We start from the raw sequence: 19096 nt of genomic DNA on the forward strand, positions 1-19096 counted from the left end.
ATCACGGCTCGAGGTAGCGGCCCCACCGTTCGCGTTCCGCGTCGCTGATCGGCCGGGAGGTGTCGGCGGCGAAGTCGTAGGTGACCATGACGATGTCGGCCCGGATCGCCACCTCGCCGTCCTGGACCAGCTCCTGCCGGACGGTGAACGACTTCCCGCCCAGCCGGACGACGCCGGTGAACACGGCCAGCCGCTCCCCCACCCGGTAGTACAGCTGGCGCAGGTAGTCGGCCTCCAACCGGGCGAGGATCAGCGGGAACTGCCCCTCGGGGTCGCCCAGCATCGCGGTGCGGGCGTCCTCGAGCAGGCTCAGGGCCCGCGCGTGGTTGACGTGGCCGAGGGAGTCGGGATCGGACCAGCGCAGCTGGACGGAATGCTCGTGTCGCACCGGCTGACCTTGTCAGACGGTGTCCTCGGACTGCCGGTGACCTCCCTGGGCGTCATCGGGATCGGCGTTGATCGTGCGCTCCTCGGACTCGGCGAGGATCGCTGCGGCCTGCACCTTCGGGTCGAGATCCCCCTGCGCCGGGTCGGGGTGTCCCTCGACGGCCTGTTCCTCCGGCAGCAGCCGCGAGCGGGTCTCGATGTTGTGCTCGGTGACGTTGGCCAGCGCCTCGGGCGAGGGCTCCTTCATCGACGGCATCTCAGAACCGCTCCTGCTCGGTGCCCAGACCCAGGGCCTGGGCGACGTCCTGGACGTTGGCGAACTGCTGCCCGGCGGGCAGGCGGCGCAGCTGCGCCATGACGGCGTCCGGCGCGGTCGCCTCCTGCGCCTTGGCGATCAACCGGTCGCGATCGGCCGGCCACACCTCCTTTCCGAGGACCTCGGCAAGGGCCGATCGACGCTCGATGTCGGCCGGGTCGGTGCCGGTCGGAGTGGCGGGCTGGTGCGGGTCGCTCACGGGGTTCTGTCTCCTTCGGTCGGTACGGGGGTCACTGGTCGGTGGTGGCGTCGGCGTAGCGGAGGACCGCGGCGACGGGGACGTCGGCCGGCAGGGCCGACGCCGGCGCGACGACGACGCCGGCATCGGTGGCGGCGGCGGCCGCGAGCAGTGCCCGGTCGGCCGGTACGACCTCGCCGTGGGTGCCGAGCGCGTCCATGTCGCGCTGGTCGGCGCCGAGCTCGATCGGCGTCCGGCCGACCAGGAGCGTCGCGTCCGCGGGCTCATCGCTGAGGACGAGCGTCTCCACCTGCCCCTTGCGCAGCGCCTCGACGACGGGCCCGCTGCCCCGCACCGCCAGACCGTGGGCACCCGCGGCATCGAGCTGTTCGAGCACCTGGGCGCTCTCGCGTGCCTCGTGCTCGGCGACGAGTTCGTTCATCCGCCGGTCGACGGGCTCCCGGTCGGCGCCGGCCGCGCGGCCGCCCTCGTCCATGGACACGATCAGGTCGGCCCATTCGCCGCTCGCGCGGTCGGTGAGGATCTGGCGGGCGCGGACGTCACCCGCCACCAGCACGAACACCGGTGAGAGCCGCCGGGCCATCGAGGCGATCCGCGCGGCGACGTCGTCGGCGTTGGCGATCCAGTTGTTCTCGACGTTGTGCTGGTAGCGGTGCTGGGACCACCCGCCGCCGGGGAACTTGTGGATCTGGAACGTGTCCCCGTTGACGGTCTCCTCCTCGTGCGCCTGGCCGGGCCCGCCCATGAAGGTGATGTCCGCTCCCGTGCGGTCGGTCAGGACGACGATGTGCGGGACCCGACCCGGCAATTGGCGCAGCACCGGCAGCAGGTCCGGATGCGCTGACCAGTCGGCGACCTCACGCGTGGGCGCGTCGACGAGCGCTTGATCCAGGACGACGGTCGCGTCGGCGGCCACGACGAGGGCCCGGCCCTTCAGCGTGCCGGCCTCACCGCCCTCGTTCCCCTCCAGCAGCCGGCTCCGCACGGCCTCCACGACCGGTTCGGGGGCGCCCTGCTCGGTCAGCCGTGCGGTGATCGCCCGGACGCGCAGGTCGAGCTCGGCGTCGGCGGTCGCGGTGGTGTGCGTGACGTCGGCGCAGACGGTGGCGAAGGGTCCGCTGGCGGCGAACACCGGCTTCAGGAAGGACACGTCCATGTAGGGGAACTCCTCCGTCGATCGGTCGGCGCCCGACGCTCTCTCCGTCGCCGCCTACCCATCGACCGTGTCCTCACACCCGGTGTGTGATCCCCCCGGCCACGGGTAGGCGGTCGGGACCGAGATCCTGGATCCTGGAGAGAGGACCAGCCGTGCCCGCAGAGCGAGACCTGCCGCTGCCCGACTACGACCATCTGCCCGTCGGGTCGCTGACCTCCCGGATCCGCACGCTCGACGCCGAGGCGTTGAACACCCTCCTGTCCTACGAGCGGGCGCACGCCAACCGCATCCAGGTGGTCACGGTGATGCAGAGCAGGCTCTCCGGCCTGCGGGCGGGGGCACAGCCGTCGGGCGGTGATCCCGGCGCACCGGCGCCCGAGGCAGCCCCCGAGCCGGCTGGTGGGTCCAAGGCGTCCGAGGCCACCAGCGGCCCGCCCGTGAACCCGCCCGCCCACGGGGACCCCACGAATCCGGCCCAGCCCAGATGAGGGCCTGAGCAGTCATCCCGCCGGGAATGGCTTCTCCGGCGCGGGGCTTTCCGGGTAGATGACGACCATCGGATTCATCGGCAGCGGACACATCGGCGGCACGCTGGCGCGGCTGGCGGTCGACGCCGGCCACGACGTCGTGCTCAGCAACAGCCGTGGCCCCGAGACGCTCGCCGAGCTCGTGCAGCGGCTCGGACCGCACGCACGAGCCGCCACACCGGCCGACGCCGCGGCAGCCGGCGACATCGTCGTGGTGACCATCCCGCTGAAGGCCTACCGCGAGGTACCCGTCGAGCCGCTGCGCGGCACGGTCGTCATCGACACCAACAACTACTACTCCCAGCGCGACGGGCACATCGCCGAGCTGGACGACGGGTCGACGACGAGCAGCGAGCTGCTCCAGGCGCACCTGCCGGACTCCCGCGTCGTGAAGGCGTTCAACAACATCCAGTACGGCCACCTCGGCAGCCTGCAGCGCCCGGCAGGGAGTTCGGACCGTTCCGCGATCGCGGTCGCGGGGAACGACGACGCAGCCAAGAGGTCCGTGGTGGAGTTCCTCGACTCGATCGGGTACGACGCCGTCGACGTCGGCCCGCTGTCGGAGGGCTGGCGCTACCAGCCCGACACCCCGGCGTACGGCGCCCCCTACGTCGCTCCGGGCACAGAGTTCCCCGGCCCCGGCCACCAGGCCACCGCGGAGGCGCTGAAGGAGCGGCTGGACGTAGCGGTTCGCCCCTCGGACGCGTGATGCCTCAGACGTGGGGCACGGCGTTCACGGCCCGCTGAACGCGGCGATCATGTCCATGACGGCGGGGCCGAGCAGGACGATGAACAGCGTCGGCAGGATGCAGAGGATCAGCGGGAAGATCACCTTGACCGGGATCTGCATGGCCTTCTCCTCCGCGCGCTGACGGCGCTTGAGCCGCATCTCCTGGGCCTGGGTGCGCAGCACGTCGGCGATGGAGACGCCATAGGCATCGGCCTGGACGACGGCCCCGATGAAGCGGCGCAGGTCGGGCACACCGGTGCGCTCGGCCAGGGCCAGGTAGGCCTCCCGCCGCGGCTGCCCGACGGCGATGTCCTGCAGCGTGCGCACCAGTTCCTCGGCCAGCGGCCCCGTGCCGTTCTTGCCGGCCCGTGACATGGCCGACTCGAAGCCGAGGCCCGCCTCCACCGCGATTGTCATCTGGTCGAGCGTGTCGGCCAGCTCCAGGCTGATGGCCTCCTGGCGCTCCTGCCCGCGGCTGTAGAGCAGCAGCTCGGGCACGAAGTACGCGACCAGGGTCACCGCGCCGACGAGCAGGACGTTGAGCGTCGTCCCCTTCGCGGAGATCACCAGGAGGCCGAGCCCGCCCGCGACGGCCAGGAGCACCAGCTTGGCCGCCACCAGCTTCGGCACCGGCCACTCGGCCGGTCGCCCGGCCCGGCTGGCGAGCCGGTCGAGCCGGGTCACCGTGCCGTGGGGCGTCAGCCCGTTCACCAGCCGGACGGCGAGGCCGGGGCCGGTGCGCCCGGCGGTGCTGCCGGTCGGGAGCTCGATGCCCCGGGTGAGGTTGTCGCGGGCCTGGCCGGCGAGGGTCTGCGGGCGCGCGAGGAGGGCCCAGGCGACCAGGGGCACGGCGGAGACGACGGCCACGGCGGCCGCCAGCACCGGGAGCGGAAGGAGGGTCGTCATCAGAACCTGATCGCCACGGTCTTCTTGAGCCAGAACCCGCCCATGAGCATCAGGACGACGACGGCGGCGAGCATCCCGTAGCCGGCCACGCTCTCGGTGAACTTGGCGAGGTAGGCGGGGTTGGTCATCGAGATGAAGCCGACGATCGCGAACGGCAGCGCACCCAGCACGATCGCCGACAGCTTGCCCTCGGCCGACAGCGCCTTGACCTGGCGCCGGATCTGGTTGCGCTCGCGGATCGTGTGACCGACGGCGTCCAGCACCTCGGCCAGGTTTCCGCCCACCTCGCGGTGGATCGCGATCGCCTGGGCGACCCAGGTGAAGTCGTCGCTGCGCATCCGCTCGGCGACCTCGTCCAGGGAGTCACCGAGGTCCCGGCCGACCCGCGTCTCGTTCACGATCCGGGAGAACTCCTCCGCGGTCGGTGACACGGCGTCCTGGGAGACCGCGTCCACCGCGCGCAGCAGGCTGTGCCCGGCCCGCAGGCTGCTCGCCATCAGTTGCAGCGAGTCGTCGAGCTGGTCGGCGAACGCCGACTGCCGGCGTCCGGCCTTGAACGTCACGAGCAGCCGCGCGCCGACGGGGACGACGACGAGCATCAGCAGCCCGAGCAGCGGACCGCCCACCAGCACGCCGCCCGCTGCGGCCACGACCGTCCACAGACCCACGGCCAGCACGAAGTTGGGCAGCGTCGTCGACATGCCGGCCTGCTCCAGGGCCGCGACTCCGGCGGCCAGCCGCCCACGCCTGACCAGCACCTTCTCCACCGCGGCTTCGGCGGCTGCGCCGGCTCCGGCCAGTGCCGACGTCTCCGGCACGACCGTGGGGTCCAGCCGGCTCAGCGGCACGCGCGAGGGCCCCGCGGGGACCACGACGAGGGCGAGGACGAGCAGCCCCGCGGCGAACGCGGCCACGCCGGCCACGAGCAGCACCGTCGGCGTCATCCCCAGCTCCTCGCGGCGGCCGGATCGGCGCCGAAGACCCGGGGCGAGAGCGGAATGCCGAGCTCCTCGAACCGGTCGGTGAAGCGCGGCCGGACACCGGTGGGCACCGGCTTGCCGAGGAACTTCCCGGCGGTGTCGACGCCGGCGGAGTAGTCGAAGAGGAACGCGTCCTGGAGGGTGACCGTCTCCCCCTCCATGCCCTGCACCTCGGTCACGTGGGTGACCCGCCGGGTGCCGTCGCGCAGCCGGCTCAGCTGCACGACGACGTCGACGGCGGAGGCGATCTGCTCGCGGATCGCGCGCAACGGCAAGTCCATGCCCGCCATGAGCACGAGCGTCTCCAGCCGGGCGATCGCGTCGCGGGGCGAGTTGGCGTGGACGGTCGACAGGGAGCCGTCGTGGCCGGTGTTCATGGCCTGGAGCATGTCGAGGCTCTCGCCACCACGACATTCGCCGACGACGATCCGGTCGGGCCGCATGCGGAGGGAGTTCCGGACCAGGTCGCGGATGGTGATCGCGCCCTTGCCCTCGATGTTGGGCGGCCGGGACTCCAGCCGGACGACGTGGTCCTGCTGCAGCTGCAGCTCCACGGCGTCCTCGATGGTGACGATGCGTTCGCCGTCCGGGATGAACGAGGACAGCACGTTGAGCAGCGTCGTCTTCCCGGTGCCGGTGCCACCGGACACGATCACGTTGAGCCGCGCCTGCACACAGGCGTCGAGCAGCTCGGCCATCTCCGGGGAGAGGGTGCCGAAGCCGATCAGGTCGTCGACGGTGAACGGGTCCTTGGCGAACTTGCGGATCGTGAGGGTCGACCCGCTGAAGGCCAGCGGCGGGATGATCGCGTTGACGCGGGAGCCGTCGGCCAGGCGGGCGTCGACCAGCGGCGAGGACTCGTCGATCCGCCGTCCCACCCGGGAGACGATGCGGTCGATGACCCGCCGCAGGTGCTCCTCGGACGTGAAGCAGACGCCGGTGCGGGTGAGCCGGCCGCCCTGCTCGACGTAGATGCTCTCCGGGCCGTTGACCATGATCTCGGTGACCGCGTCGTCGTCGAGCAGGCGCTGCAGCGGGCCGTAGCCGAGCACGTCGTCGGCCAGTTCGGCGGTGAGCCGGGCACGCTCCTCGGAGCTGAGCGGGACGTTCTCCTCCTCGACGACCTCGTCGAGCTCGCCGAGCACGATGGTGCGCAGCTGGTCCTCGCTCAGGCTCGGATCGTTCATCCGGGCGCCCATGCGCTCGAACAGGGCCTTGCCCACGCGGTCCTTCAGGCGGGCCAGGGCGTCGACGGGCGGCGGGGGGACGGTGGCGACGACGGACGGACGAGACGCCAGGAGGGCGGACGTCGTGGCGGTGTCCGCCGAGGGCGACGGCCGGCCGGAGGCCGCCGCGAGGCGGTCGGCGAGGTTCATCAGGACGCCGCACGGTGCTTGGCGCGGTACCGGCCCGGCTTCATCAGCGGGGTGGCCGCGAAGCGGGACACCAGCCGCTTCAGCTCCTTGACCATGGGGTCACGCTTGCTGCCGCTCTGCAGCAACGGGACACCCAGGTTGGTCGACGCCGGGACGCCCGCCGCCCGCGGGAGGACGACGTCCACACCGGCGCCGATCGTCGTCTCGACGTCGCGCACCGACAATCCGCCCTTGGGGTCGGCGAAGTTCATGACCACGTGCCGGCCGGCCGGGATCATGCACAGCTCCCGCAGCACGTCGAGTTCCTTGCGCAGCCCGCGGACGCCGGGGACGTCCATGCTGGTCAGCATGACCACGTCGGTCGCGCGGTCGAGGGCGGCCAGCGTCTGCTCGGACAACCCGGGAGCGGTGTCGACCACGACGTAGCGGAATTCGCGGGCGAGCATCGCCAGCAGCCGGGTCACGTCCTCGCCGCGGACGGTGTCGCCGGCGGCCGGGGACTCCGCGCCGCAGACGGCGTAGAGACCACTGGGGTGCTGGGTCAGGAAGGTCTTGAGGACCATCGTGTCCTCGCTGGCCGGGCCGCGGACGACGTCGGGCAGCGTGTACTCGGGCACCAGGCTCAGCGCCGACGCGACGTCACCGAACTGCACGTCGAGGTCGACCAGCACCGTCGACTGCGGAGCCGCGGCGGTCAGCCCGATCGCCAGGTTGGTCGACACGGTCGTCTTGCCGACGCCGCCCTTGGGCGAGGCGATCGTGATGACCCGGCCCGTGTAGCGCTCGGTCTCGGTGGCCGGCCGCAGCACGCGGCGGCGCCCGGTGGCGGCCAGCGAGGCCCGGTCGAGCGCGTCCCGGATCTCCGGGACGTTGGCCGTGGGCGGCAGCAGGTCGCGGATGCCCGACCGCATCGCTGCCTGCCACATCTGCTGGGAGGCCTCGGTGATGAGGACGACGGTGATGCCCGGCGTCTGCATGTCCAGGCGCGCGGCCAGGGTCAGCACGGCGTCCGGCGAGGCACCCGGCCCGATCACCAGGACATCGGGCAGCTCGTCGTCGAGCAGCTGCTCGAACAGCCGGGCGGGATCGGCGGGCAGGCGGCCGGCAGGCAGGACGTGGACGTCGCCGTCACAGGCCTGCTTGACCCGCAGGATGAGCTCCTCATCGGCTGCGGCGAGCACGACGCGGCTCATGCGAAGGCCTTTCCGTAGATGTTGCCCTGGGTGATGACGTCGGTCCCGCTGGTGTCGGCGCCCTCGGGCTCGAGGGAGAGCCAGAGGGTGCCGTGCTCGACGCCGAAGACGAGGGCCTCGGCCTGAGCGGCACTGACCGCGACGGTGACCATGAGGCTCGCTGACGGCGCGGGCGTGCCGGAGGACGCGGTCTCCTGCTCGTCGGTGGAGTCCACGGGTGGGGGAGCGCCCTGCACCTGCGTGACCAGCACGTCGTGCAGGACGGCGTGGGTCGCCGACGTCCCGTCCGCGAACGTCAGCGAGACCACGACGCCGACGGAGTCGCCGGCGACGAGCCGGCCACCCACGGCGCGCTGGGGCTCGAGCAGGACGCTGAGCTCCTGCTTGCCGGCCGGCACCTCGACCGTGCCCGGCGCCTGGAGGTCACCGGGTCGGGCGAACCGGCCGGCCAGCAGCTGCTCCCCCGGCAGGAGGTCGACGGTCGCGATCCGGCCGGAGAGCGACGCGAGGTCGGTGACCCTGCCGTCGACGGCGGTCTTCGCCGGCACGGTCTCGGTGCGCACCATGCCCGCGAGCTGCGCCCCGGAGGTTCCCTCGGGGATGAGCTCGTCGGCCACCAGGACGTCGACGGTGCGGACGCCTGCCAGGGCGCGGCTGTCGGCGCCGCGCACGTAGGCCACGAGGACCGCCGTGCCGACGACGAGCAGGAGAAGTGCCGCGAAGGCGGCGAGAAGTCGACGTGCCATGACTCGGCGCCCCTATCGGATCAGTCGGAGGATCCACGCGCCCAAGGACGGCGACGTGGAGTCGTAGAAGAAGGCGTCGGACGCCTCGACGAACTGGGTGAAGTAGCCCCGGATGCAGCGGTCGCTGCCGCTGCAGGCCCTGGTGCCCTTGTAGCCGCCGGAGAAGTAGTAGCCGGTGAGCTTGAAGGCGACGTAACCGAAGACGTGGTACTCGCCGCCGCTCCCACCGCCGCGCGTCTCGTCGAACACCGGCAGCAGGACGGTCTGACCGAGCAGCGCGTCGATGTCAACGGGCTCACAGCCCTTCGACGGGTTGTTCCCCGTCTCGGAGGTGAACCAGCTGCCCACCCGGCTGGTCGCCTCGCACGTGCTGGCGCCGTCGGTGGTCAGCCAGCCGAACCCGCCGGAGAGGAACTTGTGCCCGGGGCCGGTGCAGCCGGTGCCCGACGTCTTCGGCAGCATGATCGTCCGCTCGGCAGTAGTGGACGGGAGCGCCCCGCCCGTCTGGGCGGACCACTCGCACCAGGAGAAGACGAGCGGCAGTGCCGCCGTGCCTCCGCCCGGTGCGCCCCACGCGACGGTGGCTGACGCCGACACCGTGGTCGAGTCGTGACCGATGACCGGCGCGAACCAGTGCTGCTTCGGGGTGCTTCCGTTGACCGTGACGGTGGTCGGGTTCTGGGTGAGCACCGGGGGCGCCGCGTCGGCGTCGCCGGCGTTCGCCGTCACGAGAGCCTGGGCGGTGGCCTGCATGTCGCCGCAGGCGCCCCGGGCGCAGTCCCGGGCGACGGCGAGCGCCGCGGCGTCGGCGGCCACCTGCAGGCGGGCCCGCTCGGCGTAGAGCGCGCCGACGTCGACGGCGATGGCCGCGAAGCCGAGGATCGGGACGAGGAGCAGCGCGAACAACACCGCGCTGGCGCCGCGCTCGCCGGACAGACGCCCGCGGAACAGGTCGGTCAGCCGTTGCATCGCATGACTCCTGTTCCGGTGAGGTCGACGCCGCTCCCGAAGAAGTCGGTGAGGAACGGCATGGGGTAGGTGACGGTCAGGCGCACGTCGGTGTTGCCCGTGCTGGGGCACACCGCGGGCGTGATCGTGATCTGGGCGTTGGTGACGGCCGGGTCGAGAGACGCCGCGGCGTTGCGGACGGCTGTCCGTGCGGCGGCCGGGTCGTTCTGGAGGGCCATGACGCGGACGCCCTCGCGTGCGGCGGCCGAGAGCGTGCCGGACACCTGGAAGGCCCGCCCGAACTCGGCGATGCCGAGGACGAGGACGAGGAGCAGCGGCACGATGAAGGCGAACTCCACCGCTGTGGCCCCGCGTTCTCCGCGCAGTCGGATCGTCGTCATTGCTGGTCACCGCCTCCCTGGTGTGCAACGGCGCAGCGGCCCCCGGATCGGGGACCGCTGCGCCGGACAGCCGCAACTGGACTGGCGTCGGGGTCAGTTGCCGGGCAGGGCGTCGGTGATCGTCGTGAACAGGCCGTTCAGCTGACCACCGAGGATGCCGACGGTCACGATGATCGCGACGGCGATGAGGCCCACCAGCAGGCCGTACTCGACGGCGGTGGCGCCCTTCTCCTCACGCATGCGGTCCTTGGCGAGGGCGAGGAGGCTGACGATCGTGGCGTAGCTGTTGAACATTCGTGCTCCTTGGGGGGACGACCGTCCGGACCCGGGTCGGACGACCCGGGCCTCGCGGCTGTGAGGAGCTTGTCGAGCCGAACAGCGGCCGACTTGAGCGCTGTTCACCCGACTGCCGGACAACGGCCACGCGTACGGGTTACCCTGCGCACCGTGACGTGACTGTGGGTGACCACCTTTGAGGGGTCAGCCGAGAAGGCTGTCGCTCCACCCGATCGCAACGGCGGCGCCGATCAGCATGGCGGGCCCGAACGGCAGTTCACCGCGCAGTCCGATCCGCCGGGTGGCGAGCAGGACCAATGCCAGCACGGCCTGGACGACGAAGCCCGCGGCGGCGCCGAGCAGCAGCACGTCCCAGCCGAGCCAGCCCAGGTACAGGCCCAGCAGCGCGGCAAGTTTCGCGTCGCCCATGCCGATGCTGCGCGGCGAGATCAGCACGAGGACGACGAACACGACGTACAGAACCAGCGCGCCCAGCAGAGCCCGGACCAGCGGCGCGCCGTCGCCCGTGGCGACCGCCACCGCGGCGAGCAGTGCCGCGCCGATCCCGATCGAGGGCAGCGTGATGCGGTCGGGCAGCAGCTTGTGCTGGAGGTCGATGACGGCGAGCAGCACCGCGGCCCCCGCGAACCAGAGATACGCCGGGAGCTCCCAGGCGGCGCCGAACCTCAGTGCGACGAGGACGAACAGTGCCGCCGTCCAGGCCTCGATCCACGGCGGCCGCACGGAGCGCCCACGCTCCCGGTCTGGGAACCGCGCGACCAGGCGGCTCAGCAGCACGCCCACGAGCATCCCCAGTCCCCCGGCGCCGACGGCAACGAGCGCGGTCAGGGCGGCGGGCACGGCGGCCACCCTGACACAGCACCGGGCCGCAGCCCGGGAACCGGGGGCCTCCAGCGGGCAGTGCGTCCTCGGCTCGGTTCGTAGGCGCTTCGAACGCCGCCGCACATGCAGCGGGGCCGGTCGGCATCTCTGCCGACCGGCCCCGAACGCGTGCGGATGTATCAGCTGGTCGGAACCGTGATGGTGGCGATGCCGATCACCAGGCCGCCGGCCAGGGCGTCCGTGCCGAAGGTCGTGTTGAGCAGCTCGGCCGCCTCGGGGCTGAGCTCGACCGTGGTGCCCTGCAGGATGGCGTTGCCCGAGGAGTCGACGGTGATCGGCTCCAGCGTGGACCCGTTCAGGTCGAACAGCGGTGCGCTGGGCACGGCCAGCTCGCCGTTGACGGAGACGTCACCGAAGAGCCGCGCGGGCGTGCCCGGGTCGACGGTGAAGTTGGTCAGCTCGACCGTGGTGCCGGCGGCGGTCAGGCTCAGGCCGCTGCCCTCGTGGAGCAGGGTGCCCTGCACGTAGGGCTTGTATCCGGAAGCCTTGTCGAACACGGTCACGGTGCCGCCGGTGATCGGGAAGCTGATCGAACCGTCGGCCAGGGTGGCGCCACCGACCGTGGCCGGGGTGAGGCCCAGGGTGCCCAGGGCGGCGACGAAGTCGGCGTCGAGGGCGACGGCGGTGGTGCCGCCGGCGGGGATGGCCGGCAGGGACGCGATGGGCTCGGGACGGGCGATCTGCGTGCTCGAGCTCGAGGACGACGAGTCGCTCGCGGTCGAGGAGTCGTCGCTGCTGCAGGCGCCGAGACCGAGAGCCGCGCTCAGGGCGACGCCGGCAACGAGCAGCTTCTTGGCGGAGAGCTTGGTGCTGGTCATGGTGCTCCTAGTAGTCGATCGGTCGATGCAGGGGGCATTCGGGCCGAGACGCCGAGACGGATTGCACGCAACCAAACTTTTTGGAGCCGCTCTTTTCCCGAACCGATCCGACCGCCTGCTCCGAACGTCTGAGGTGACCCGCCACCGAAGCCCTGACGCCCACCCCCCGCTGCACGCGAGCGGGCGGCTCCCCCGATGAGCCTCGCGATCACGGGTGTCACGACGACGGACCTCTACGGCACCGCCCTGCGCTCGATGAACGAACCGGGCGGTCAGCGGCACTGGTACGCCCGCTACGAGGGCGGTCCCCGCCGCTCTCTGGGCGAGGCGCTGCGCCGGTGGTGCGGCACGGCCGACTCCACGGATGCCGACCTGCTCGCCCGCGCACCCGGCACCGTGCTCGACCTGGGCTGCGGGCCGGGAAGGCTCGTCATCGAACTGGCCCGCCAGGGACGCGAGTCCGCCGGGGTGGACACCTCGCGCGTCGCGGTACGGCTCGCCCGGAGTGCCGGAGCCACCGCGATCTGCCGGTCGATCTTCGATCCCGTGCCCGGCGAGGGCCGGTGGGACTCGGTGCTGCTGGCCGACGGCAATGTCGGCATCGGTGGCGACCCGGCCGCGCTGCTGTCCCGCTGCCGCGAGCTGATCGGCCCCGCCGGCCGGGTCCTCGTCGAGCTGGATCCCCCGGGGACGGGGCTGCGCGCCGACCGTGTGCGCCTCGAGCACGGCAGCCAGCGGGGCAGCTGGTTCGACTGGGCGCACGTGGGGGCCGACGCGGTCGACGAGCCCGCCGCGCAGGCGGGGCTGCGCGTCGACGAGACCTGGGAGCGGGCCGGCCGTTCGTTCGCCGCACTCGTGCCGATGCCGGTGCGACACCTCGGGCTGGTGTCCTGATGCGCGTCCTGGTCACCGGTGGTGCCGGTTTCATCGGCTCGCACGTCGTCAGCGCCTGCCGCGACGCCGGCCACGAGGTGCGCGTGCTCGATGCGCTGCTGCCCACCGTCCACCGGGCCGGCGTCGTGCCGACCCTCCCGGACGGCGTCGACCTGCTGGTCGGTGACGTCCGCGAGGCAGGCGTCGTCGACCGGGCTCTCGACGGGGTCGACGCGGTGTGCCACCAGGCCGCGAAGGTCGGACTGGGCGTCGACGTCCAGGACATGCCCGAGTACGCCTCGATCAACGAGTTCGGCACCGCCGTGCTGCTCGCCGGCATGGCCCGCGCCGAGGTCGGCCGGCTGGTCCTGGCCAGCTCGATGGTCGTCTACGGCGAGGGCCGCTACGAATGTCCGGTCGACGGCGTCGTCCCGGCTGCTCCGCGGCGGCGCGCGGACCTGGACGAGGGCCGCTTCGAGCCGCCCTGTCCGCTGTGCGGCCGCCAGCTGGCCTGGGGGACGGTGACGGAGGAGACCGGACTCGATCCGCGCAACACGTACGCGGCCACCAAGCTCGGTCAGGAGCACCTCGCGTCGGCCTGGGCGTCCTCGACGGGCGGCGGCGCGATCGCGCTGCGCTACCACAACGTCTACGGCCCCTCCATGCCGCGCGACACCCCGTACGCCGGGGTCGCGGCGATCTTCCGCAGCGCCCTGGAGGCCGGCCGCGCGCCGCGCGTCTTCGAGGACGGCGGCCAGCAGCGCGACTTCGTGCATGTCACCGACGTGGCCGACGCGAACCTCCGCTCGCTCCTGGCCGATCCCCCGGACTCGGCGCTGCGCGCCTACAACGTCGCCTCCGGGCAGCCGCACACCGTCGGCGACATGGCGCGGGCGCTGGCCGACGCATTCGGCGGGCCGGACCCGCAGGTCACCGGCGAGTACCGGATCGGCGACGTGCGGCACGTCGTCGCCAGCCCCCTGCTGGCCGAGAAGGAACTCGGGTTCAGGGCACGCGTGGAGTTCGAGGACGGGATGCGCGCCTTCGCCACCGATCCCCTCCGCGCTGCTCCCTGATCACCACGGGCTGCGGACGACGACCTCGACGGTGATCGCCACGAGCGCGGAGAGGCCGAGCCAGAAGCGCTGCGACCGGGGCGGCAGGGACGCCGTCGCCGGGAGCAACCAGACGAGGAACGGTAGCCAGATCCGTTCGGTCTCCCCGAGAACCAGCCCCGACAGGTCACTGACCGCCATGCCGCCGAGCGCGGCCAGGGGCAGCCAGAGCAGCCGGCCGCGCAGCCCGGCCAGTCCGGCGACGACCGCCGGGCCGGCGGCGATGGCCCCGGCGGCCACGTTCGATGCGTAGAAGTAGTGGACGTGGGCGAACCGGTCCTCGAACGCCGCGCCCTCGCGCACCCGCTCGGCGTCCACGGTGATCCCCTCGAACCACCAGTAGCCGCCGAGGGTGAACGCGGCGAAGACCAGCAGGACCCCGACGGCGGCGACCGCCAGGACCCGGACGACGCCGGTCCAGCCCAGCCGCCTCCCCTGCACGAGGACGACGGCGAGCGCGAGTAGCCCGGCCGACGCGAGGCCGAAGGACAGGAAGAGGCTGAAGCCGAGCAGCAGGCCGCCCGCGAGGGCCTGCAGGTGACCCCGCCGCTTCGATGCGGCGAGGACCAGCAGCGCGATCCCCCACGCGCAGACCCCGGCGAAGAACGCGTCCGCGCTCGTCGCGATCCACACCGCCCCCGGGAACAGGACGGCGAACGGCGCCACCGCCCGCGCCGCGGTCTCGTCGGCGACCGCGCGCACGGTGACGAGCACCGCAGGCACGGCGAGCGCTCCCCCGACGATGCACAGGACGGCGGCCCATTCCGGTCCGCCGAGCCCGACGCGGTCGAGCAGCGCGAAGGAGAGCAGTGCGCCCGGCGGATGGCCGGAGACGTGCGTGACCCAGGGGTCGGCGGAGTCGACCGGGACCGAGTCGACGAACGTGGACAGGAACGTCCCGATGCCCCGCACGCGATCCACGTCGGCGACGTACTCGTGCTTGCTGGCCATCGGTTCGGCCAGCCGCTCCCAGCCGCTGGTGACCGCGAGCGCCACCGCCCATGCGGCCGCACCGGCCGCACCGCCGGCGAGCAGGTGCGGCCAGCGGAGCCGGCGGGCGAGCGACGGTCCCCACAGCACGCCGGCGGCCGCGACCGCGAGCGGCAGGAGAACCCGGGCGCTCAGGACGGGATCGAAGCCGCCGACCAGGATGTAGCCGTCGCGCAGGTGCAGGTCGGCGCCGTCCCGGGTGAGCGCGCGGCCGACCAGCCAGACGACCAGGACACCCGCGGCGACAAGGACGACGAGCGCTGCCCGCGCGATGCCGCCCGATCTCGGGACCCGCTCCTGCTCGACGTCGTCAACGGCGGCGGTCATCAGCCGCAGAGTATGTGGCCCGACGGGCGCGCGCCCGTCTGCTCCGGCGGGCGAACCGATCCGGGCTCGCGTGCGAATACCCGTCATGGCGACATCTCCCGACTCCGCGCTCGCCGACGTCGTCCTCCCCTGCCTCGACGAGGCCACCTCCCTTCCGTGGGTGCTGTCGCGGCTGCCGGCGGGCTACCGGGCGATCGTGGCGGACAACGGGTCGACCGACGACTCCGCCCGGATCGCCGCCGAGCACGGCGCCACCGTCGTCTCCGTGCCCCAGCGCGGCTTCGGGGCCGCCGCCCACGCAGGGCTCGAGGCGGCGACGGCTGACTTCGTCTGCTTCTGCGACGCGGATGGCTCGATGGACCCCGCCCAGCTGCCCCGTGTGCTCGACCCGGTCCGCGACGGGACGTACGACCTCGTCCTCGGCCGGCGCCGCCCTACCCGCGGCGCGTGGCCTCCGCACGCCCGCGTCGCCAACATCGCGCTCGCCCGCATGATGCGCGCCCGCACCGGGCTCCGGCTGCACGACCTCGGCCCCATGCGGGCCGCCCGGCGGCAGGCGCTGCTGGGGCTGGGGCTCACCGACCGGCGCTTCGGCTACCCGCTGGAGATGGTGACCCGCGCCTCGGACGAGGGCTGGCGGGTGCACGAGGTCGACGTCGACTACGGCCTCCGGACCGAGGGCAGCAAGTCCAAGGTGACGGGCACGGTGCGCGGCACGGTGCGCACCATCCGCGACATGCGCGGGGTGCTGGCCCGATGAGCGCCACCCAGGTGCTGGTGATCACGAAGGCGCCGGTGCCCGGCCGCAGCAAGACCCGGCTGACCCCCCCGTGCACGCCCGAGCAGGCCGCCGGGATCGCCGCGGCCGCGGTGGGCGACACCCTCGACGCGGTGCGTGCCGCGCCCGTGGCCAACCGGGTCGTCGCCCTGGACGGCCCCCCGGGCGATCTCGAGCTCGACGGCTTCACCGTCGTCCCGCAGGTGGAGGGCGATCTCGGGACCCGGCTGGCGGCGGCCTTCGCCGACGCCATGCCCGACGGCTCCGTGCCGACCCTGCTCATCGGCATGGACACCCCGCAGGTGACGGCCGAGCTGCTGACCCGTTGCGCATCGCTGCTGGAGTCGGCCGGTCCCGGGACGGCGGTCCTCGGGACGGCGCCGGACGGCGGCTGGTGGGCCCTCGGGCTGCACAGCGCCGCCCCCGCGGCGGTGCTGGCGACCGTTCCCATGTCACGAGAGGACACCGCCGTGCTCACCCGCGCCGCACTGCAGGCATCCGGACTGAGGGTGGTGGACCTTCCCCAGCTCACCGACATCGACCACTTCCCCGACGCGATGTCGGTGGCGGCCGAGTGCCCGCCGTCCAGCCGCACCTCGCGGGTCGTGGCCTCCGTGGCGACCGCACTGGGCCTGGCATGACCAGCGGCCTGGACCGGCTGCTGGGCGCGCGGCTGCCCGGCCCGCCCGACGCGTTGCGGCAGGGCCCACTGCGCGAGGGGAGCTTTACCAGCCCCCTGCACTCCGAACGGCGCGCTGCCCGCACGGGCCTGTGGCTGGGGCTCGCGTTCCTGGTCTGCTTCGTCACCGGGCTGATCAGCCACCTGATCCAGAACCCGCCCGGCTGGTTCTCGTGGCCGGCGTCGCCGACCTGGCTCTACCGGTTCACCCAGGGTCTGCACGTGGCCACCGGCCTGGCGGCGATCCCGCTGTTCCTCATCAAGCTGTGGACCGTCTACCCGAAGCTCTTCGAGTGGCCTCCGGCCGGTTCGGTGTCGCGCGTGGTCAGCCGGCTGTCGATCCTGGTGCTGGTCGGCGCCGGTGCGATGCAGCTGCTCACCGGCCTGATGAACATCGCCTCCTGGTACCCGTGGGGCTTCTTCTTCACGACGACGCACTACTGGACCGGCTGGCTCGCGATCGGCGCCGTCGCCGTGCACGTCGGGGCCAAGGCGCCGGAGATCCGGCGCGGCCTCGCTCGTCGGGGAACGGCAGGAGCGGCGGCCGGGCTGACCGGGGAGCAGGCGGCCGAGCGCGCGGCGGTCGACACCGAGGCCGAGACCCAGAGCGTGTCCCGGCGGGCCTTCGTCGTCGCCGCGGGACTGGGCGTCGGGGCGGTCACCCTGACCACCGTCGGCCAGAGCGTGTCCCCGCTGGGAGCGGTCTCGGTGCTCTCGCCCCGCATCCCCGGCGTCGGCCCGCAGGGTCTGCCGGTACGCCAGACCGCCGAACGCGCGAAGGTCACCGACGTCGGCCCGGACTACCGCCTGGTCATCGAGGGACCCAACCGCCTCGAGCTCTCCCTCGACGACCTGGCCGCGTTCCCGCAGCGCACCGAACGCCTCCCCATCACGTGCGTCGAGGGCTGGAGCGCCAACGCCACCTGGACCGGCGTCCGGCTCAGTGACCTGCTGGCGGAGGCGGGCCTCCCCCGCGACACCGAGGTCGTCGTCGAGTCGCTGCAGGAGAAGGGTCTGTACCGGCAGTCGACCGTCGCGCCGCCGCATGCGTCGAGCCCGCGGACGCTGCTCGCGACCGGCCTGAACGGTTCCCCCCTGGAGCCCGACCACGGCTACCCGGTCCGGCTGATCGCGCCCAACCGGCCAGGGGTCATGCAGACGAAATGGGTGACGAAGGTGACGCCGGTATGAGCCTCTCCGCCGAAGCAGCCCGCGGGCTCGACGACCGTGCCGCCGGACTCGTGCCGGGCGACCCGTATGCCTCCGACCCGTCGCGGCCGGCCACCTCCGCCCGGGGCCCCTGGTGGCGCTGGCTGTTCGTGCTGCCGGGGCTCGGCGCGGTCCTGTACGGCGTCTACGGCCTGCTCACCGCGGGTAGCCGGGTGCCGCTGGGGTCGTGGCTGACCTGGTTCGTGGGCAGCGCACTGCTGCACGACCTGGTGATCGCACCGATCTGGATCGGCCTGGGCTGGCTCGCGGCCAAGGTGCTGCCGGCGGCGGCTCGTCCGGCGATCGTCGTGGGTGCCGCCGTGGCGGGGCTGCTCGCGCTGATCGCGCTGCCGTTCGTGCTGGGCGTCGGGGAGGACCCGGCGAACCCGTCGTTCCTGCCCCGCGACTACGGCCGGAACCTGCTGCTCATCGACGTCGGCATCCTGGTGGTGGCGGCGATCTGGGCGACGGTCGCGACGCTGCGGGCCCGCTCGGCTGCGGCCCCCGCCGAGGGAGCCGACGGGCCCTAGCTCGGCTCCGTCCTGCGCCGGCCGCCGACCTTCGCCCCTTCGGGTCAGCCCTGGCCACACGAGATGCCGACAGCACTCGCAGCACCTCGAGGCTGCGATCGGTGTCTCGCCACCCGCTCTTGCGGTATCCCCCTTGCTCTTGCGGCGTTGCACCGCCGCGAGAGCAGGGGCAACACCGCAAGAGTCACCGGGACAAGGCGATCATCCCGCCGACCGAACCGGGGCAAGGGTTGCCGTTCGCGGTACTAGGTCGTGCGTCGGTCGCCGAACAGGCTGCGCCGGCGCTCGGCGATCGCTGTGCGGGCGGACCGCGCGACCGCCCCGGCACGCTCCACTCCGCTGGGACGGGCGGGAGAACCGAGGCGGGACTCGACCTCGGCGAGGCGCTGCTCCAGCTCGTGCAGCCGCGTTCCGTCGTCCGCTGCGGGGACTCGAGGAGGGGCAGCGATCTCGGCGAGCCCCTCCGTCAGCCCGCTGACCAGCTTGGCCACGTCGGCCGGGAGCAACTGCGCCGTCCCGACGCAGGTGCCCTCGCGCCACAGGCTCACGTTGAGCAGGCCTTCGTCGGCGTGCGTCGAGACGCGGACACCACGGCCCTGGCCACGGAGATCCCAGGCCCACTGCCCGTGACGCGGAAGCGGTATCACCGTCATGGGCCCAGGCTGGAGACCGGCCCCCGGGGTGTCAAGACGAACGGGTACCGGATCAGCGGTCCGGTGTGCATCCGGACGGA

At 72.9% G+C, this 19096-nt stretch carries 24 protein-coding genes; 8 read left to right on the forward strand and 16 right to left on the reverse strand.

The window, feature by feature from the left end:
* Position 1: 1 nt before the first annotated feature.
* Genes E4P38_RS07075 through E4P38_RS07090 form a run of 4 tightly spaced genes read right to left on the reverse strand, consistent with a single transcriptional unit; the run spans position 2 to position 2058 of the window.
* On the reverse strand, positions 2-388 hold the full coding sequence (locus tag E4P38_RS07075; RefSeq protein WP_135131064.1) for a thioesterase family protein: 387 nt from the start codon (positions 386-388) through the stop codon (positions 2-4).
* Positions 389-400: 12 nt separating this feature from the next.
* A complete protein-coding gene (locus E4P38_RS07080) occupies positions 401-634 on the reverse strand; it encodes a hypothetical protein (protein WP_245160854.1) in 234 nt (77 codons plus the stop codon).
* 10 nt (positions 635-644) lie between these two features.
* Positions 645-902 carry a DUF2795 domain-containing protein gene (locus E4P38_RS07085; protein WP_135131066.1) on the reverse strand — a complete coding sequence of 86 codons (258 nt, stop codon included), beginning with the start codon at positions 900-902 and terminating at the stop codon, positions 645-647.
* 31 nt (positions 903-933) lie between these two features.
* Positions 934-2058: a Vms1/Ankzf1 family peptidyl-tRNA hydrolase gene (locus E4P38_RS07090; RefSeq protein ID WP_135131067.1), complete on the reverse strand. Its 1125-nt coding sequence runs from the start codon at positions 2056-2058 to the stop codon at positions 934-936.
* A 152-nt stretch (positions 2059-2210) separates the two neighbouring features.
* Here E4P38_RS07090 and E4P38_RS07095 point away from each other — a divergent pair, with 152 nt between their 5' ends.
* Together E4P38_RS07095 and E4P38_RS07100 are read left to right on the forward strand one after the other, a co-directional pair.
* The gene (locus E4P38_RS07095; protein ID WP_135131068.1) at positions 2211-2546 is read left to right on the forward strand and encodes a hypothetical protein; all 336 of its coding nucleotides are present in this window, start codon (positions 2211-2213) and stop codon (positions 2544-2546) included.
* Between the two features lie 58 nt (positions 2547-2604).
* On the forward strand, positions 2605-3294 hold the full coding sequence (locus E4P38_RS07100; RefSeq protein WP_135131069.1) for an NADPH-dependent F420 reductase: 690 nt from the start codon (positions 2605-2607) through the stop codon (positions 3292-3294).
* A 24-nt stretch (positions 3295-3318) separates the two neighbouring features.
* Here E4P38_RS07100 and E4P38_RS07105 read toward each other — a convergent pair whose 3' ends face one another.
* The 10 genes from E4P38_RS07105 to E4P38_RS07150 all read right to left on the reverse strand — a co-directional run bounded on the left by E4P38_RS07105 (position 3319) and on the right by E4P38_RS07150 (position 11862).
* Positions 3319-4221 (reverse strand): type II secretion system F family protein, encoded by a 903-nt coding sequence (locus tag E4P38_RS07105; protein WP_135131070.1) that lies wholly within the window; start codon positions 4219-4221, stop codon positions 3319-3321.
* Entirely contained in the window at positions 4221-5165 is a 945-nt protein-coding gene (locus E4P38_RS07110) for a type II secretion system F family protein (RefSeq protein WP_167760476.1), read from the reverse strand. Before E4P38_RS07110 ends, E4P38_RS07105 begins: the two co-directional genes overlap by 1 nt.
* Positions 5162-6577, reverse strand: coding sequence for a CpaF family protein (locus E4P38_RS07115; RefSeq protein WP_135131071.1), 1416 nt, complete (start codon positions 6575-6577; stop codon positions 5162-5164). Before E4P38_RS07115 ends, E4P38_RS07110 begins: the two co-directional genes overlap by 4 nt.
* On the reverse strand, positions 6577-7770 hold the full coding sequence (locus E4P38_RS07120) for an AAA family ATPase (RefSeq protein WP_135131072.1): 1194 nt from the start codon (positions 7768-7770) through the stop codon (positions 6577-6579). Before E4P38_RS07120 ends, E4P38_RS07115 begins: the two co-directional genes overlap by 1 nt.
* A complete protein-coding gene (locus E4P38_RS07125) occupies positions 7767-8516 on the reverse strand; it encodes an RcpC/CpaB family pilus assembly protein (protein ID WP_135131073.1) in 750 nt (249 codons plus the stop codon). The genes E4P38_RS07120 and E4P38_RS07125 overlap by 4 nt, the downstream gene beginning before the upstream one ends.
* 12 nt (positions 8517-8528) lie before the next feature.
* Positions 8529-9485: a pilus assembly protein TadG-related protein gene (locus E4P38_RS07130; protein WP_245160855.1), complete on the reverse strand. Its 957-nt coding sequence runs from the start codon at positions 9483-9485 to the stop codon at positions 8529-8531.
* Positions 9473-9865, reverse strand: coding sequence for a TadE/TadG family type IV pilus assembly protein (locus tag E4P38_RS07135; RefSeq protein WP_135131074.1), 393 nt, complete (start codon positions 9863-9865; stop codon positions 9473-9475). The genes E4P38_RS07130 and E4P38_RS07135 overlap by 13 nt, the downstream gene beginning before the upstream one ends.
* Before the next feature lie 93 nt (positions 9866-9958).
* The gene (locus tag E4P38_RS07140) at positions 9959-10159 is read right to left on the reverse strand and encodes a Flp family type IVb pilin (RefSeq protein ID WP_135131075.1); all 201 of its coding nucleotides are present in this window, start codon (positions 10157-10159) and stop codon (positions 9959-9961) included.
* A 186-nt stretch (positions 10160-10345) separates the two neighbouring features.
* On the reverse strand, positions 10346-11002 hold the full coding sequence (locus E4P38_RS07145) for an A24 family peptidase (protein ID WP_245160856.1): 657 nt from the start codon (positions 11000-11002) through the stop codon (positions 10346-10348).
* Between the two features lie 161 nt (positions 11003-11163).
* Complete coding sequence (locus tag E4P38_RS07150; protein WP_209308984.1) at positions 11164-11862, reverse strand: hypothetical protein; 699 nt, start codon at positions 11860-11862, stop codon at positions 11164-11166.
* Between the two features lie 195 nt (positions 11863-12057).
* On the opposite strand from E4P38_RS07150, the gene E4P38_RS07155 reads away from it, so the two are divergent.
* Both E4P38_RS07155 and E4P38_RS07160 read left to right on the forward strand, forming a co-directional pair.
* Positions 12058-12756: a methyltransferase domain-containing protein gene (locus tag E4P38_RS07155; RefSeq protein ID WP_245160857.1), complete on the forward strand. Its 699-nt coding sequence runs from the start codon at positions 12058-12060 to the stop codon at positions 12754-12756.
* Complete coding sequence (locus E4P38_RS07160; protein WP_135131076.1) at positions 12756-13811, forward strand: NAD-dependent epimerase/dehydratase family protein; 1056 nt, start codon at positions 12756-12758, stop codon at positions 13809-13811. The genes E4P38_RS07155 and E4P38_RS07160 overlap by 1 nt, the downstream gene beginning before the upstream one ends.
* Here the strand turns inward: E4P38_RS07160 and E4P38_RS07165 are convergent, their stop codons facing one another.
* Positions 13812-15167, reverse strand: a complete 1356-nt coding sequence (locus E4P38_RS07165) for a hypothetical protein (RefSeq protein ID WP_135131077.1) — start codon at positions 15165-15167, stop codon at positions 13812-13814.
* Between the two features lie 85 nt (positions 15168-15252).
* On the opposite strand from E4P38_RS07165, the gene E4P38_RS07170 reads away from it, so the two are divergent.
* The 4 genes from E4P38_RS07170 to E4P38_RS07185 are packed head-to-tail and all read left to right on the forward strand — an operon-like array spanning position 15253 to position 18363.
* Complete coding sequence (locus E4P38_RS07170) at positions 15253-15927, forward strand: glycosyltransferase family 2 protein (RefSeq protein ID WP_135131078.1); 675 nt, start codon at positions 15253-15255, stop codon at positions 15925-15927.
* A complete protein-coding gene (locus tag E4P38_RS07175) occupies positions 15924-16586 on the forward strand; it encodes a DUF2064 domain-containing protein (protein WP_135131079.1) in 663 nt (220 codons plus the stop codon). The genes E4P38_RS07170 and E4P38_RS07175 overlap by 4 nt, the downstream gene beginning before the upstream one ends.
* Complete coding sequence (locus E4P38_RS07180; protein WP_135131080.1) at positions 16583-17815, forward strand: molybdopterin-dependent oxidoreductase; 1233 nt, start codon at positions 16583-16585, stop codon at positions 17813-17815. The genes E4P38_RS07175 and E4P38_RS07180 overlap by 4 nt, the downstream gene beginning before the upstream one ends.
* Complete coding sequence (locus E4P38_RS07185) at positions 17812-18363, forward strand: hypothetical protein (RefSeq protein WP_135131081.1); 552 nt, start codon at positions 17812-17814, stop codon at positions 18361-18363. The genes E4P38_RS07180 and E4P38_RS07185 overlap by 4 nt, the downstream gene beginning before the upstream one ends.
* Before the next feature lie 245 nt (positions 18364-18608).
* Here the strand turns inward: E4P38_RS07185 and E4P38_RS07190 are convergent, their stop codons facing one another.
* On the reverse strand, positions 18609-19016 hold the full coding sequence (locus E4P38_RS07190; protein ID WP_135131082.1) for a hypothetical protein: 408 nt from the start codon (positions 19014-19016) through the stop codon (positions 18609-18611).
* Positions 19017-19096: the final 80 nt, after the last annotated feature.

The sequence above is a fragment of the Blastococcus sp. CT_GayMR16 genome (assembly GCF_004570875.1).
In the GTDB taxonomy this organism is placed as follows: Bacteria; Actinomycetota; Actinomycetes; order Mycobacteriales; family Geodermatophilaceae; genus Blastococcus_B.